Origin of the sequence: Kitasatospora sp. NPDC001540, from assembly GCF_042894345.1 — a bacterium.
In the GTDB taxonomy this organism is placed as follows: domain Bacteria; phylum Actinomycetota; class Actinomycetes; order Streptomycetales; family Streptomycetaceae; genus Kitasatospora; species Kitasatospora phosalacinea_C.
Map to the genome: position 1 here is coordinate 99,433 of NZ_JBIAVO010000014.1, position 14,973 is coordinate 114,405.

A 14,973-nucleotide genomic window follows, 5' to 3' on the forward strand; every position below is an offset into this window, starting at 1 on the left:
GGGGGGGGGGGGGGGGGGGGGGGGGGGGGGGTGGCCCGGGGGCCCCCCCGGGGGGGGGGGCCGGCGCCCCCGCGGGCGCCCCGGGGGGGGGGGCGGGGGGGGGCCCCGCCCACGCCAGGGTAGGACCCGGCCGAATCACCGCGCAACGGATTTTCCGCCCACCGCCCGCCGCCCGGCGCCCGGCACGGCGAGGGCCGCTGACCCTGCCTCAGCCCCGGTACGCCTCCAGCAGCCGCAGCCAGACCTCGCTGACGGTGGGGTAGGCGGGGACGGCGTGCCAGAGCCGGGCGATCGGCACCTCCCCGACCACGGCGACGGTCGCGGAGTGCAGCAGTTCGGCGACGTCGGGCCCGACGAAGGTGACGCCGACCAGCACCTCCCGGTCGAGGTCGACGACGGCGCGGGCCCGGCCGCGGTAGCCGTCGGCGTGCAGGGCGGCGCCGGAGACGTCGCCGAGCTCGTAGTCGACGGCGCGCACCCGCAGCCCGGCGTCCTCGGCCTCGCGCAGGGTGCGGCCGACGGCGGCGACCTCGGGGTCGGCGAAGACGACCTGCGGGACGGCGGCGTGGTCGGCGGTGGCGACGGAGCGGCCCCAGGGGGCGAGGTCGAGGGGGCGGCCGGCGGCGCGGTCGGCGATGACGGCGCCGAAGACCCGGCCCTGGTACTTACCCTGGTGGGTGAGCAGGGCGCGGTGGTTGACGTCGCCCGCGGCGTACAGCCAGCCGCCGGGGACGGCGGTGGCGCGGCCGGTGTCGTCGGTGTCGATCCAGCCGCCGGGTTCGAGTCCGACGGTCTCCAGGCCGAGGTCGGCGGTGGCGGGGCGGCGGCCGGTGGCGAACAGGACCTCGTCGGCGGGCAGCCGGGTGCCGTCGCCCAGGTCGAGCAGGACGGTGCCGTCCGGTTCGCGCCGCAGCGCGGTCACCGACACCCCGAACCGGACGTCGACCCCGGCGGCGCGCAGGCCGTCCGAGACAAGCTGTCCGGCGAACTCCTCGGTGCGCTCCAGCAGTCGGCCGCCGCGCACCAGCAGGGTGACCTCGCTGCCCAGGGAGCGCCAGGCGGTGGCCAGTTCGACCGCGACGACGCCGCCGCCGACCACGGCGAGCCGCCCGGGGACGGACTTCGCGGAGGTCGCCTCGCGGCTGGTCCACACCCGGGCCCCGGCCAGGCCGGGCAGGTCGGGGAGGGCGGCGCGGGTGCCGGTGCAGACGGCGACGGCGTGCCGGGCGGTGAGGGTGCGCCGCCCGCCGCCGGGGGTGTCGACGGTGACCCTCCGCTCGCCGTCCAGCCGCCCGTGCCCGCGGACCAGGTCGATGCCGGCCGAGGCCAGCCACCGCTCCTGCCCGTCGTCGTGCCAGTGCGAGGCGAAGGCGTCCCGGCGCGCCAGCACGGCGGCCGCGTCCAGCTCCCCGGTGACGGCCTCCCGGCCGCCCGCCACCCGCCGGGCCCCGGCGAGCGCGGCGCCCGGGCGCAGCAGCGCCTTGCTGGGCATGCACGCCCAGTACGAGCACTCGCCGCCGACGAGTTCGCCCTCCACCAGGGCCACGCTCAGCCCACCGGCGTGCGCCCGGTCGGCGAGGTTCTCCCCGGTGGGGCCGCCGCCGATCACCACCAGGTCGTAGTCGTAGCTGCCGTCCTCGGCGCCCATCCGCGTCCACCGTCCTCTCCGTTCGCCCCGCCGCCCGGTGACGGCCCGTCACCCCCATCCTGCCGCACGGCCGCCACCGGCCCGGGGTCCCCGGCCGGGCGGGGTGTCACGTAGCGTCGGGGCCGATGCGTTACCAGGGCATGGATCACTCATCGAAGCGGGCCGGGCCGGAGAGCCAGGGGCCGCCGCGGGCAACGGAGTTCGAGGAGTTCGTCGCCTTCCGGGCGCGGCACCTGCTGCGGACGGCGTTCCTGCTGACCGGCGGGGACCCGCACCTCGCGGAGGACCTGGTGCAGGAGGCGCTGGGCCGGGTCTTCCTGAAGTGGCGGAAGATCTCCCGGCTGGAGAACCCGAGCGGGTACGCGCAGACCGTCCTGGTCAACACCTTCCTGTCCCACCGGCGGCGGCGCTCCACCACCGAGCGGGTCACCGACGTGCTGCCGGAGACCGGGGTCGACGACCCGGACCCGGCGCTGCGGCTGACGCTGCTGCGGGCGCTGTCGGCGCTGGCCCCGGCGGACCGGGCGGTGCTGGTGCTGCGGTCTGGGAGGACCGCAGCGTCGAGGAGAGCGCCGGGGTGCTGCGGATCAGCGACGGCGCGGTGCGCACCCGCACCAAGCGGGCGCTGGCCCGGCTGCGGGCGGTCCTCGGCACCGACCTGGACACCCTGACCGGCCGTTCCGCCCCCCTCCCGTCCACCCACGACTCCGACAAGGCGGTACTGCACCATGCCCACTGACGACGAACTGACCGCGGCCCTGGCCCTGGCCTTGGACGACGCGGCCGCGCTCGCCCCCACCACCACGGACGGCCGCCTCGCCGCCGCCGCCCGCCGTTCCGGCCGCCGCCACCGGCGCCACCGCCTCGCGCTGACCGGCGCGCTGACGGTGCTGGCGCTGGGCGCGACGGGCGCGGTCGTCGGGCACCTGCCGGACGGCCGCACGGCCGCCGCGGCCGGACCGGCCGCCGCCCCGACCGGGAACACCGCGGACGACTCCGTCCGGAAGGTCGCCGCCGAACTGGCCGTGAAGCTGCCGACCGGCTCCCAGCCGGAGCCTCCCCACCCTGGTGAATCGCACCTCCCGGGGACGAAGGTCAAGGTCCGCACCAACGAGTTCGTCCTGGACGACGGCCGGGTGGCCGACGGCCCTGACCCGACGGCCTGCTACACGCGCGACGGCCGGGCGGCGACCAATTGCGTGCGGGTGAAGCGGCCCGACGGTTCGGTGATCCTCGTCAGCGACTTCGTGGACTCGTCCGTCAGTCCGGCGGACCGGTGGTACGTCCTCTGGGCCGACTCGGACGGCCGGGTCCGGGAGTTCGGGGGCTTGTTGATCGAGGAGATGAACCGGCAGCTGACGGAGGTCGAGCGCGCCGACCTGATCGCCGAGGCGATGACGTCGTCGCTGCGGCACTGACGCGTGGAGGTCGCCCCCGACCGGACGCGGTCGGGGGCGACCTCCGTGCGTGCGCTCAGCTCTGCTTGATCGCCGAGACGTCGAACTCGAGCACCACCTTGTCGCCGACCAGCACGCCGCCGCCCTCCAGGGCGGCGTTCCAGGTGACGCCGAACTCCTTGCGGCTGATGGTGACGGAACCCTCCAGGCCGACCCGCAGGTTGCCGTAGGGGTCGACGGCGTTGCCGGTGTACTCGAAGTCGATGCTGACGGGCTTGGTGGTGTCCTTGATGGTGAGGTCGCCGGTGACCCGGTAGTCGGTGTCGGACTTCTGCTCGACCCCGGTGGTGCGGAAGGTGATGTCGGGGAAGTTCGGCGCGTCCAGGAAGTCGTTGGTGCGCAGGTGCTGGTCGCGCTGCTCGACGCCGGTGTCGATGCTCTGGGTCTTGATGACGACCTGGCCGCTGGACTTCGCCGGGTCGGCACCGTCCAGGTGGGCGGTGCCCTCGAACTGGTGGAAGGCGCCGCGCACCTTGGTGACCATGGCGTGGCGGGCGACGAACCCGATCCGGGTGTGGGTCGGGTCGAGGACGTAGTCCCCGGTGAGCTCGGGCAGGCTGACGGTCATGGTCTGCGCTCTCTCCTCGTGGCGGTACGGGTGCGGGGGCCGGGGCGGCCGGTCCCCCGCCCACGCTAGGCGCTGCGCCGCCGCGCGCCCGGCGTGACACGCGGTCAGCGGGCTCAGCCGAAGCGGCCGTTGACGTAGTCGGCGGTGCGCGGGTCGGCGGGGTCGGTGAAGAGGCGTTCGGTGGGGCCGGATTCGACGATCCGGCCGGGGGTGTCGTGGGTGGCGAGGAAGAACGCGCAGGACTGGGAGACGCGTTGGGCCTGCTGCATGTTGTGGGTGACGATGACGATGGTGACCCGGTGGCGCAGTTCGGCGATGGTCTCCTCGATGCGGCGGGTGGAGGTGGGGTCGAGGGCGGAGCAGGGTTCGTCCATCAGCAGGATCTCCGGGGAGACCGCGAGCGAACGGGCGATGCACAGGCGCTGCTGCTGGCCGCCGGAGAGGGCGCCGCCGGGGGTGCCGAGCCGGTTGCTGACCTCGTCCCACAGCCCGGCCCGGCGCAGGCTGGACTCGACCAGGTGGTCGCGTTCCTCGCGGCTCGCCCTGATGCCGGAGAGCTTGAGCCCGCTGACCACGTTGTCGTACAGCGACATGGCGGGGAACGGGTTGGGGCGTTGGAAGACCATGCCGATCCGGCGGCGCACCTCGGCGGGGCGGCGGCCGGGGGCGTACACGTCCTCTCCCTCCAGCAGGACCTCTCCGGCGAGGGCGGCGCCGCGGACCATCTCGTGCATCCGGTTGAGGATCCGCAGGTAGGTGGACTTGCCGCAGCCGGACGGGCCGATCAGGGCGGTGATCTCCCCGGCCCGCATGGTGAAGGAGACCCGTTCGAGCACCTTGCGCTGCCCGAACCAGGCGGTCACCTCGCGGGTCTCCAGCCCGGACAGGGCGCGCGGTGCGGGGTCGGCCGGGTCGGCCGGGACGGGCGGCAGCGGCACCGTGGGCGGGTCGTCCTGTGCTCCGGACTTCTGGGCGGGGAAGGGGGGGTGGGCGGTCTCGGTCATCGGCGGGCGGTCCTTTCCCGGGGTGCCGGAGGGTGTCAGTAGACGTTGGGGAGCAGGGCGGCGGCGTTCTCGTACACCGACCAGAGCAGCGCGGCGACCACCGGCGCGAAGCACAGGTAGGTGGCGGTGCGCTGCCAGCGGCGGGCGGTGACGGCGGCCGCGGCGACGGCCAGCAGCAGGGCCAGCGACCAGAGTTGGAGCGCGGGCAGGGCGCCCTTGTCGGCGGCCAGCACCTTGTCGGTGGCGGTGCCGGCGGGCCGCTTCGCGCCGGCCGGTTCGGGGTCGCCGTCGAGCCGGGCGCCGACCAGGACGGTGCTGGTGGGGATCCAGTCGGAGTCGCCGGTGACCAGGACCAGCCGGTTGGGGGCGGGGTCCTTGATCGGGTGGTCGCCGTCGCCGCGGGTGTTGACGGTGTAGTGGAAGGTTCCCTGGCCGGTGGTGACCTCGATCCGGTCACCGACCGCGAGCCTGCCGAGGTCGGCGAACGGGGCGCCGAACGCGGTGGAGCGGCCGAACAGGACGGCCACGCCGGGCTGTCCGGGCAGGACGGTGTCGCGCCGGTGACCGGGGCCGCGCATCAGGTCGCGTCCGCTGGTGCCCTCGACCACGACGGCCCGGTGCAGGCCGATCGCCGGGACGTCCAGGACCGCCAGCGGCGCGCCGTCCTCGGTCGGGCCGGTCGGGGCGGTGGCGGTGGCGAGCCGGTCGCGGAGGGTGGCGTACGCGGTGGACTGGTGGTGGGCCTCCTGCAGGTCGGACAGGCCGAGCAGGTACCCGGCGAAGCCGAGCAGCAGCCCGGCGGCCAGGGTCGCCGCCCGGGCGGCGACCAGCAGCGGGCTCCGGCGCGGCCCGGCGGCGGCCGGGCCCGCTCCGGCGGCCACCGGGGCGGACGGCGCGGGCGCGGCGGACGGATCGGCGGACGGGTCGGCGGGGGGCCGCTCCAGGGCGGGCGCGGTCATCTGCTGCTCTCCTCGGGTGCGGCGCCTGCGGTCGTCGGGGTGGTCGGGACGCTCGGGACGGGGTTCACCGGCTGCCCGCCGTCCGGTCGCGGCGGCGCCACCAGGCGGCCAGCAGCGGGGGGACGGTGACCACGCCGAGCAGTTCGAGCGCGGTGAGCGAGGACAGCACCCAGTCCTGCGGCCGTCCGCCGAGCGCGACCACCTGGGCGGGGGCGGCGCCGGAGCCCGAACCGCCGCCACCGGCACCGGAGTCCACCAGCTCACCGGTCTGCGGGTCGATCACCGCGGCGCCCCCGTCCCCGGAGCCGGAGACGGCGCCTCCCGAACCACCGCCTTCGGAACCGGAGTTGGCACCGGAGCCCGAACCACCGCCGACGGAGCCGGAGTTGGCACCAGAGCCCGAACCACCGCTGCCGGAGCCGGAGCCGGAACCGGCCTTGACCGCCTGGCCGTTCTGCACGGTGCAGTTCAGCGGGCTGCCCGCCTTGTCGCAGGGGGAGGGCTGCGGCGCGTTCTTCAGCACGGTCAGCTCACCGGCCGAATTGAAGGTCGGATTGGGGCAGTTGGCGAGCGTGTTGGGATCGACCGGGCTGGCGTTGCCGGGGATGTGCTGGGTCTGCAGCAGACCGCCGCGCACCAGGTTGCGCGGGATCGGCGAGTAGCCGAGGTCGTCGGCCTCGCCCTGCCCCGCGCACAGCACGTAGGCGAGGTAGCGACTGAGCGCGTTGCCCTTGGCCTCGTTGAAGCGCGGCGTCACGGGCAGTTCGGCCCCGGAGCGCGGCACGATCAGGTAGCTGTAGGAGGAGATCGGGTAGGAGCGGGCGTCGTTGTTGGTGTAGACGCCGTCGAGGTTCTGCTGCAGGTAGTCCGGGTCGTTCGGGGAGGTGCTGTCGTCGACGCCGCGGATCCTCGCGGCGGTGAGCGCCACCGCGACGTTGGAGGCGGTCGGCAGGGTGTAGTACCCGGCCGGGTTGAGCACCTTGACCACGGGCCAGTTGCTGCGCTTGGCGAAGGCGTACTCGTCGTAGCCGATCGCGCCGATGCCGGTGGGCGACTGGATGTAGCCCGCGACCACGTCGGAGCCGTTCTGCGCGGTCATCCGGCCGGAGGGCGGGAAGAACTCGGTGTAGTCGCCGCAGGTGACGCCGTTGACCTTGGTGCAGTACGCCTCCCACTCGCTCTTGTGGGTGTGCTGCATCCAGCGGGTGAACTGGGCGGTGGCGCCGGAGCCGTCGGAGCGCACCACCGGGGTGATCGGGACCTTCGGCAGCGCCTTGCCGTAGTCGGCGGTGATCTTCGGGTCGTCCCAGGAGGTGATCCTGTTGGTGAAGATGCCGACGATGGTGTCCGGGGACAGCCGCAGGTCGGTGACCTTCTTGCCGCCGAGCTCCAGGTGGTACATCAGCGCGGTGCCGCCCGCCGTGATCGGCACGTACGAGTAGCCGTACCGCGGGTTCTCCGCCTGGCCCAGGTAGCTGCCCGCCTGCTTCGGGTCGACGCCGCTGTCGGCCTTGCTGCGGAACGGCACGTCGGAGGCGGTGAAGTCGTCCTGGCCGTTGGCCCACTGGACGCGGCCGGCCGCCGAGCCGACCGGGTTGAAGTCGATCTCGATGCCCATCGGGCCGACGTCGCGCCGCCACTGGTCGATCGCCGGACCGGCCCAGCTGGAGCCGTCCGCGCTCAGCGAGGTCGCGGCGCGGGCGGGGGCCGCGCCGAGCAGCACGGTGGGCAGGGCCAGCGCGGCGGCCAGCAGCGCCGAGGCCAGGTGGCGGAGTCGCACGGGACGGGTCTTCCTTCTCTGCTGACGGCCGGGACGGCTGTGACGGCTCTGTCGGCTCTGTCGGCTCTGTCGGCCGGGGCTGTGACGGTTCATCGGCTCTCCACCGCCAGGACGGGCGCGGGTACGGGGGCGGGTACGGGGGCGGCCGCGGTGGTGCGGGCCCGGCGCAGCGGGCGGCGGGCCCGCCGCTCGGTGGGTGCGCGGTGGCGGCCCAGGACGCGGGCGGTGACGAACAGCACCAGCACCACGGCCATCAGGGTCAGCGCCCCGGCGAACGCCCGGGCCACCATGTCGGGGTAGGGCTGCTTGACGTAGTTCCAGACGTACAGCGGCAGGCTGGCCTGGTTGCCGTGCAGCGGGTCGAGGTTCATCCGGGCGGTGAAGCCCGCGGTGAGCAGCACCGGGGAGGTCTCGCCGACGCCGCGGGCCATGCCGAGCACCACGGCGGTGGTCAGGCCGGGCCGGGCGGTGGGCAGCACCACGTGCCGGACGGTGCGCCACTGGCCGGCGCCGAGCGCGTAGGAGGCCTCCTTGAGCGTGCCGGGGACGAGGCGGACGACCACCTCGGCGGCGCGGGTGACGATCGGCGTCATCATCACGGTCAGGGCGAGCGAGGCGGCCAGGCCGCTCTTCTCCGCGCCCAGGGTGAGGATGACCACGCCGAGCACGAACAGGCCCGCCACGATGGACGGCAGGGCGGTCATCGCCTCGACCAGCACCCGGACGGGCGTGACGAAGCGGGCGCTGCGCCGACTGGTGCCCGTCTCGACCAGGAAGACCGCGGTGACCACGCCCAGCGGCACCGAGAACAGCGTGGCCAGGCCGAGCTGTTCGAGCGAGCCGACCACGGCGTGCAGGCAGCCGCCGGAGGTGATCGGCGACAGCGGGGCGGTGGTGCGCATGGTCTCGGTGAAGAAGTTCCAGTGCCGGGCGGCGTCCAGGCCGCGGACCGCGACGTAGCCGATCTGCTCGACGATGACGGCGAGCACCAGCAGGCCGGAGCTCCAGGCGAGCGCGGTGGCGAGGCGTTCGCGGACGGTCAGGGCGTCCCACTGGAGCCGTCCGACCAGGGTGTACAGCGCCAGGAACAGCAGGTACCAGCAGAGCAGGAAGCCGAACGCGCCGCTGAGCGGCAGCACCCGCTCGTACAGCAGCCAGTCCAGGGCGAGCGAGCCGGCGCCCGCGCCGAGCATGGTGAGGACCTCCTCGCGGGTGGTGCCGCCGAGCTTGATCCGCCGCTGCTCGGGCAGGTCGGGGGTCTGCGCGGTGTGCGCGGTGTGCGCGGTCTGCGCGGTGTGCGCGGTGTGCGGGGGTGTGGGGTGCATCGGTGTCCTCCGGTCAGTCCGAGGTCGAGGCGCCGGACCGGGACCGGCTGATGACGAACCCGGCGGCCACGTTGACCAGCAGGGTGAGGGAGAAGAGCACCAGGCCGGCGGCCATCAGCGCGGACAGCGACAGGCCGTCGGACTCGCTGAAGCGCAGCGCGATCAGCGAGGAGATCGATCCGCCGCCGTTCTCCAGCACGTGCCAGGAGATCCGGAACACCGGGGAGATGATCAGCGCGACGGCGATGGTCTCGCCCATCGCGCGGCCGAAGCCGAGCATCACGGCGCCGATCACGCCGCCGCGCCCGAACGGCAGCACCACGGTGCGCACCATGCCCCAGCGGGTGGAGCCGAGCGCGTAGGCGCCCTCCCGCTCGCCCGCCGGGGCCTGCGAGAACACCTCGCGGCTGAGCGAGGTGATGATCGGGATGATCATCAGCGAGACCACGGTGCCCGCGATGAACGTCGAGGAGGTGTACGAGGTCGGGGTGTCGCCGCCGCGCACCCGCAGGAAGGGCAGCGGCCCGCCGAGGTGGTTGGCCAGCCAGCGGCACAGCCCGACGAAGCGCGGCTGCAGGAAGAACAGGCCCCACAGCCCGTACACGATGCTCGGGATCGCGGCCATCAGGTCGACCAGCGAGATCAGCGCCGGGCGCAGCCGGACGGGCGCGTACTCGGAGATGAACAGCGCGGCGGTGAGCGAGACCGGGACGGCGATGCACAGCGCGATCAGCGCGATCAGGATGCCGTTGGGCAGGACGGCGGCGATGCCGAAGGTGTGGGCGGCGGTGCGCCAGTTCTGCTCGGTGAGGAAGGACCAGCCGACGGCGCGCAGCGCCTCGGTGCCGCGCAGCAGCAGGAAGAAGGCGATCAGCCCCATCAGCACGAACACCGACAGCCCGGCGGCGCGCAGCACACCGCGGAAGGCCCGGTCGGCGGGCGAGGCGGGGGCGCTGATCCGGCGGGGCCGGTCGGGGTCGGACGTCGGCGGCGGGACGCGGGTGTCCGTCGGCTGGACGGCGGCTGTCATGGGCTCAACTCTCCGCGCGGTGAGGGTTCTCGGGTGTCCGGGACGGACCGGTGGCGGCCGGTGGCGGCCGGACGGGCGCGCGGGGCGCCCGTCCGGCACGTCGGGCCGGGTCTGGTCGGGGCGGGGCGGGGTGGAGCGGGGCGGGGCGTCAGCCGCGGCGGAGCAGCCGGGACCAGGCCCGTCCGGCGCCGCGGCGGAGGTTCGCCCCGGCGGGGGTGCCGCCGAGGAACAGTGCGGCGGGGCCGCCGACCAGCAGGACGGCGCCGGTGGCGAGGATCACCGGCAGCAGCAGCCGGGCCATCCCGGCCCGGTCGGCCGCCGCCTCCCCGACCGGGGCGGCGGCGAGGCCGGGCGAGGCGCTGCCGCTGGGCTTGCCGGAGGCCGCGGCCCCGGCCTGGACGGCGTTGCCGCCTCCGGCCGTCCCGGCGCCGCCGTCGACGCCACCGCCCGTACCGCCGTCCGTACCGCCGACGGAGCCCCCAATGCCGCCGGAACTCCCGCCGCTGCCGGCGCCGTTGGCGCCGGAGGCCGATCCGTCGCCGTCACCGCCGGTGTCGGCGGGCTTGCTGGGGGTACCGCCGTCCTGTGCGGCGACGTGGTCGGCGGCGGCCTTCGCCTGGGCGCTCTGGGCCTTGGTCAAGGCCGCGTAGCCGACCGCGAGTTGACCCGGCGCCCGGCCGTAGACCTGCCCCTTGCCGGGGTCGGTGACGGTGCGCACGAACCTGCTGACCGCGGCGGCCTTGGCCTGGCCGAGGCCCTCGGTCGGCAGCATGGCGTACTGCACCATGGTCAGCGGGTAGGCCTTCGGGTCCTTCGCGTAGGCGGAGTTGTCGTCGTCGTACGGCAGTTGCTGGGTGCCGGTGGCCTCGTCGAAGGGCATGTCCTTCGCGGCGGCCTGCATCGAGGTGATCGTCGGTGTGGTGAACGCGCCTGCCGGGTTGGGGAGTTCGGCCTCGGGCAGGCTCATCGCCTGGGCGTCGCCGCTGTCCATGACGGCGAACAGCGAGCGCTTGCCGGGCACCATGGCGAGGCACTTGTCGTGCTGGCCCGCGCTGTTGGTGTAGGGGAACTGGCAGGACAGCTGGTTCTGCAGCGTCATCCGCAGCACCTGGCCGAGGCCGCCCAGCACGGGGTTCCACTCGTACTGCTTGTGGTTGTTGAGGCCGGAGTAGTCCAGCGTCCGGAACACGTCGGTCGGGTAACCGCCGTAAGCCGACGGCAGGAACTTGGTGTTGACGTGGGTGCCCCACGGGTCGGGGGCGCCCTGGAGGAACTGGGCGGCGTCCGGGTCGGCGGCGATCCACTCGGTCAGCCGGTACACCAGGTCGGTGGTGCCGCCGACGACCACCGGCGCGGTGTTCGCGGTGTTGCCGCAGCCGGGCCAGGTCACGCCGGTCGCGACGTCGGCGTTGAGCCGGCGGAACTCCGGGTCGTCGAACAGGCAGAGCGGGTTGCCCCGGACGGTGTCGGTGTCGTCCGCGTTGTAGTAGCGGTACGTCTGGGTGAGCATCTTCGCCAGCAGTCGCTGGTTGAGCCGCAGCCGGTGCACCTGTCGGCGGGTGGCGCCGTCGTCGACGACGAAGACCACCGAGACCGCGCCGTTGGCGAGCGGCGCGTACACGTAGGGCCGGGTCGGCGTGTTGCGGTCCGGGACGGAGGTCAGGGCGACGTCCGCACCGGAGCGGCGCAGGAAGGCGGAGCGGGCCTGCGGCTCGCCGTTGCCGACGGAGTACTGCACCCGCAGCGGCTCGCTCTCCAGGCAACTGCCGGTGCGCCACTGCTGGACGGCCCGGTCGGCCATCTCCAGGCCGATCGCGGAGAAGTCGGTGCTCCCGGCGGCGCAGGAGTTGGGGGTCTGGGCGAAGTTCAGCGGGATGGTGACGTGCCGCTTCCAGGCGCACGACTCACCGGAGGTCCAGTTGGTCTCGCTCGGGCTGAGCAGGAACGAGCCGTCGGTGGCGGTGTGGAAGAAGTCGTCCAGGTCCAGCGAGTGGTCGTCGCAGTTGATCACGACGTCCGGGTAGCTGTTGGCACCGAGCGAGTCCCCGCCGTAGTTCGGCTCCACCACCAGGGAGCACTTGTGGGTCGGGTCGCAGTTGAGGCCCTGGCTCTGCTGCGCGGTCCACAGCTCGATGTCCGCCTCGCCCGTGCCGTCGGGGCGGGTGGCCGCGATGACCATGTTCGACGGGAACTCCGGGGACGTCCCGGCTGCCGGCGTGGGCTGCAGGAAGCCCTTGGAGACCTCCCCGCCGTACAGGGAGGAGCCGTAGCAGTCGGTGACGTCGGGGTTCTCGCCGCGGCACTGGTAGATCCGCACCGCGTAGTTGGCGGCGCCGTCGTGCACCTCGACCACGTCGACGGGCTTGCCCATGACGTCGACGGTCGGCGTGAAGCCCGTCCAACTGACGTGCACCACCTGGTTCCTGAGGTCGTTGACCTGCGAGACCGTGACGGTGCCCTTCGGCCCGTCCGTCCAGGTGTCGGGATCGAACCGGGCCGGACCCTCCACCGTCGTCCCGGAGGCCGCCGAGGCGGGCTGGACGCCCGGGCCGCCGAGCGGCAGGAACACGACGGCGGCGGCCACCGTCCAGGCCAGCACGGCCGCCGAGTAGGCCTTCAACGGACGCGATCCGGTTCTCGGCCCCCACGGGCGGGTTCTCATCGGTGCAGCACCTCCGGGCGACGGCGCGCCGGACCGGGCACGCACGGATGACAGGGAGCGGAGCGACCGGTCGGCGGCTCCGACGATATTCGGCCAGTCGCGTCTGGCCGCCCACTGACCTCCAGGTGTACGAGGCCCCAATTAGTGCTCGAATCAAGGGAACTGGCGGTCCGTCAGGAAACGGCACCGCCCGGAGTCGGGGCCTGCGGGCAAGGTCGTTGCAGCAGTCGCCCGAGAGCCGGTTCATCGGCCCGGCGGGGGTGCCGGCTCCCGCCCCGCGATGTCCTGCGCGGCCGGAACCACCCCCGGCGGCGGGTCCGCCACCGCGGACGCCCCCGCGTACGCGTACCGCCCGACCGGTGGCCGGTCGGGCGGTCGGGCGGTACGGGGGCCCCGCGTTCCGGGGCGGTTGCGGGTGCGGTCAGGCGGCGGGCGTGTAGGAGAGCGCGAAGGAGCCGATGCTCTGGCCCGCGGTGAAGAAGGTGGTGTGCAGCTTGCCGTCCAGGTACTGGGCGCCCTCGGCGTCCAGGACCAGTGCGTCGGCGGTCAGGTTCTGGGTGCTGCCGCTGCTGGTGATCGAGTTGTTGCCCGCCGGGTCGAACAGCGCGACCGGGGTGCTGGAGCCGTCCGGGACGGCGGTGACGGCCCAGGTGTCGAAGGCGAAGCCCAGCTTGTGGAAGGAGACCGCGCTGCCGGTCCGCGCGTCGACGAACAGCAGGCCGCCACCGAGGCTGACCCCGCCGAAGAAGTTGTTCATCCGACCGTCGCCGTCGGTCACCGGGAAGCTCGCCGACAGTCCGCTGGCCGGGTCGTAGCCCGCGGTGGCGGTGGGCAGCGGGACGGCCACGATGCCGGCCTGGGCGGCCTGCTGGAAGAAGTCGTTGCTCTCGTGGATCACCGCGCTGCCGGTCGCCGGGGCGGCGGAGGCGGAGGTGGCGGACGCGGCGGTGGCGGCGAGGGCGAGACCGGCGACCGCGGCGGCGATCCGGACGGCGTGACGGGACATCGTGGCTCCTTCGGACGGGGTGCCCGGCGGCACCCGGCGCGTGGTGCGTGGCGGCGCGTGGGGTGTGCTGCTTGCTCGTGCTGCTTTCTGCGTGCTCGTGCTGTTCGGTGGGTGCTCGTGCAGTTCTCTGCGCACCCGCGCTGATCCGGCTGCGGGTGGTGGCGTCACGGGCCGCCGCCCGTCCCGGCCGGGGGGCTCGGGACGGGCGGCGGGTGCTGGGCGGTGCCGCGGGACGGGACCGTCAGATGTGGGTGGTGGAACCGCAGGCGGCGGCCGCCAGGGTCAGGTAGCCGTAGCTGGTGGTGGACGCCTTGCCGGCGGTGGAGCAGAGGTAGCCGCTGGGGCCGAAGATCGCGCGCAGCGCGGTGCTCTTGGTGGTGGCCGGGCTGGCGTTCCAGTCACTGTCCCGGACCACGTTGTAGAGCACCCGGCCGTAGGTCGGGTTGGCGAAGGTCGGGTTGAGGGTGCCGGAGGCGGTCAGCGGGGCGACGCCGTTGATGTTGCGCAGGGTCAGGTTGCCCTTGTCGTCGGTGGCGGTGGTGTGGCCGTTGGCCTGGCCGACCCAGTGACCCACCGAGTACGGGAAAATCACGTCGTTGTCGTTGAGCGCCAGGTCGGTGCCCTCGTTCTCCTCCGGGCCGGTGACCACGCAGGAGCCCAGGGTCGGGTTGCCGATCGCCTTCAGGAAGAAGGAGCGGGTGCCGGAGCTGATCTGCGGCAGGTAGGGCTTGATGGTGCCCGCGGTGCCGCCGAAGTTCGACCAGTCGGTCTTGCCCGCGGTGCAGGAGTAGATGTCGAACAGGTCCTGGGTGGTCAGGTTGGCCGGGGCGTGGCCGCCGGACTTCGCCGACCAGGTCACCGCGTCCTTGGCGAACGCGACGAACAGGTCGGAGACCGGGTCGCCGGTCTGCGGGCCCCGGGAGGAGCGCGCGAAGTCCAGGGAGCTGCCGGGCGCGTTCAGCGCGGTGATGCCGGCGCCGGAGCCGTTCGGGCGGGTGATCGAGGTCGCGCCACTCTTCGGGGTGATGGTGGCCGAGCCGGTCGCGTCCCAGCTGTACAGCTTCGGGGTGCCGGACACGGTGGCGTTGTAGTCGGTGGAGAACTGGTTGAGCAGAGCCTGCGTGGTGTCCGATCCCGCACCGACGATGTCCGTGCTCGCCGGGACGGTGCCGGTGGCCGGGTCCGCCATCGCGGGGACGGTGACGGCGGTGAGGGCGGCGGTCATCGCGACGGCGGCGAACGCCTTGGCGGCGGTGTGACGCATGGTCCTGTTCCTCCATAGGGGAAAGTCCTAGCTGGACCGGAGCCTGGCGGGGCCCGGTGCCGGAGAGCTCCGCGGCTTTCCGGCGGTGCGATCCTCGCCGCGCCCACCTGTTCCCCGGAAGCACCGGCCGTCTCCCCCGCCTCGGTCGCACCGGACCGTCCGACCCTCCGAATCCCCTGGTCAGTACGGGAGTTGACCGCTCACCGTCCGGCCCTCCCGCCCCGGGCGCGTTCTTCTCCAGGTGGGCCCACGGGGTCACCCCGGCCATCT

General features: G+C 74.0%; 11 protein-coding genes and 1 pseudogene. 2 read left to right on the plus strand and 10 right to left on the minus strand.

Annotation, left to right across the window (positions count from 1 at the left end; translation table 11 throughout):
- Window positions 1-208 precede the first annotated feature (208 nt).
- Window positions 209-1,648, minus strand: a complete 1,440-nt coding sequence (locus ACFY00_RS18670; RefSeq protein ID WP_388032589.1) for a dihydrolipoyl dehydrogenase family protein — start codon at window positions 1,646-1,648, stop codon at window positions 209-211.
- A gap of 140 nt (window positions 1,649-1,788) precedes the next feature.
- Between ACFY00_RS18670 and ACFY00_RS18675 the strand changes: the two are divergent.
- A pseudogene (locus ACFY00_RS18675) lies at window positions 1,789-2,387 on the plus strand (SigE family RNA polymerase sigma factor).
- On the plus strand, window positions 2,377-3,066 hold the full coding sequence (locus ACFY00_RS18680; RefSeq protein ID WP_388032590.1) for a hypothetical protein: 690 nt from the start codon (window positions 2,377-2,379) through the stop codon (window positions 3,064-3,066). Before ACFY00_RS18675 ends, ACFY00_RS18680 begins: the two are co-directional and overlap by 11 nt.
- 55 nt (window positions 3,067-3,121) lie before the next feature.
- Here the strand turns inward: ACFY00_RS18680 and ACFY00_RS18685 are convergent, their stop codons facing one another.
- From ACFY00_RS18685 to ACFY00_RS18725, 9 genes are all read right to left on the minus strand, one after another.
- Window positions 3,122-3,673 (minus strand): YceI family protein, encoded by a 552-nt coding sequence (locus ACFY00_RS18685; protein ID WP_388032591.1) that lies wholly within the window; start codon window positions 3,671-3,673, stop codon window positions 3,122-3,124.
- Between the two features lie 113 nt (window positions 3,674-3,786).
- On the minus strand, window positions 3,787-4,677 hold the full coding sequence (locus tag ACFY00_RS18690; protein WP_388032592.1) for a phosphate ABC transporter ATP-binding protein: 891 nt from the start codon (window positions 4,675-4,677) through the stop codon (window positions 3,787-3,789).
- A 35-nt stretch (window positions 4,678-4,712) separates the two neighbouring features.
- Window positions 4,713-5,636 (minus strand): sortase, encoded by a 924-nt coding sequence (locus ACFY00_RS18695; protein ID WP_388032593.1) that lies wholly within the window; start codon window positions 5,634-5,636, stop codon window positions 4,713-4,715.
- Between the two features lie 64 nt (window positions 5,637-5,700).
- A complete protein-coding gene (locus ACFY00_RS18700; protein WP_388032594.1) occupies window positions 5,701-7,416 on the minus strand; it encodes a substrate-binding domain-containing protein in 1,716 nt (571 codons plus the stop codon).
- Between the two features lie 89 nt (window positions 7,417-7,505).
- Window positions 7,506-8,741 carry a phosphate ABC transporter permease PstA gene (gene pstA, locus ACFY00_RS18705; RefSeq protein ID WP_388032595.1) on the minus strand — a complete coding sequence of 412 codons (1,236 nt, stop codon included), beginning with the start codon at window positions 8,739-8,741 and terminating at the stop codon, window positions 7,506-7,508.
- 13 nt (window positions 8,742-8,754) lie between these two features.
- Window positions 8,755-9,771: a phosphate ABC transporter permease subunit PstC gene (pstC, locus tag ACFY00_RS18710; RefSeq protein WP_388032596.1), complete on the minus strand. Its 1,017-nt coding sequence runs from the start codon at window positions 9,769-9,771 to the stop codon at window positions 8,755-8,757.
- A gap of 148 nt (window positions 9,772-9,919) precedes the next feature.
- Window positions 9,920-12,391, minus strand: a complete 2,472-nt coding sequence (locus ACFY00_RS18715) for a hypothetical protein (RefSeq protein WP_388032597.1) — start codon at window positions 12,389-12,391, stop codon at window positions 9,920-9,922.
- Window positions 12,392-12,854: 463 nt separating this feature from the next.
- Window positions 12,855-13,439 (minus strand): hypothetical protein, encoded by a 585-nt coding sequence (locus tag ACFY00_RS18720; protein WP_388032598.1) that lies wholly within the window; start codon window positions 13,437-13,439, stop codon window positions 12,855-12,857.
- Between the two features lie 241 nt (window positions 13,440-13,680).
- A complete protein-coding gene (locus tag ACFY00_RS18725) occupies window positions 13,681-14,703 on the minus strand; it encodes a substrate-binding domain-containing protein (protein ID WP_388032599.1) in 1,023 nt (340 codons plus the stop codon).
- Window positions 14,704-14,973 lie beyond the last annotated feature (270 nt).

What these genes read in the sequence shown, in the direction of transcription:
- ACFY00_RS18670 (WP_388032589.1), bottom strand. Translation starts at nt 1,648, where the DNA reads ATGGGCGCCGAGGACGGCAGCTACGACTACGACCTGGTGGTGATCGGC.
- ACFY00_RS18680 (WP_388032590.1), top strand. Translation starts at nt 2,377, where the DNA reads ATGCCCACTGACGACGAACTGACCGCGGCCCTGGCCCTGGCCTTGGAC.
- ACFY00_RS18685 (WP_388032591.1), bottom strand. Translation starts at nt 3,673, where the DNA reads ATGACCGTCAGCCTGCCCGAGCTCACCGGGGACTACGTCCTCGACCCG.
- ACFY00_RS18690 (WP_388032592.1), bottom strand. Translation starts at nt 4,677, where the DNA reads ATGACCGAGACCGCCCACCCCCCCTTCCCCGCCCAGAAGTCCGGAGCA.
- ACFY00_RS18695 (WP_388032593.1), bottom strand. Translation starts at nt 5,636, where the DNA reads ATGACCGCGCCCGCCCTGGAGCGGCCCCCCGCCGACCCGTCCGCCGAT.
- pstA (WP_388032595.1), bottom strand. Translation starts at nt 8,741, where the DNA reads ATGCACCCCACACCCCCGCACACCGCGCACACCGCGCAGACCGCGCAC.
- pstC (WP_388032596.1), bottom strand. Translation starts at nt 9,771, where the DNA reads ATGACAGCCGCCGTCCAGCCGACGGACACCCGCGTCCCGCCGCCGACG.
- ACFY00_RS18720 (WP_388032598.1), bottom strand. Translation starts at nt 13,439, where the DNA reads ATGTCCCGTCACGCCGTCCGGATCGCCGCCGCGGTCGCCGGTCTCGCC.
- ACFY00_RS18725 (WP_388032599.1), bottom strand. Translation starts at nt 14,703, where the DNA reads ATGCGTCACACCGCCGCCAAGGCGTTCGCCGCCGTCGCGATGACCGCC.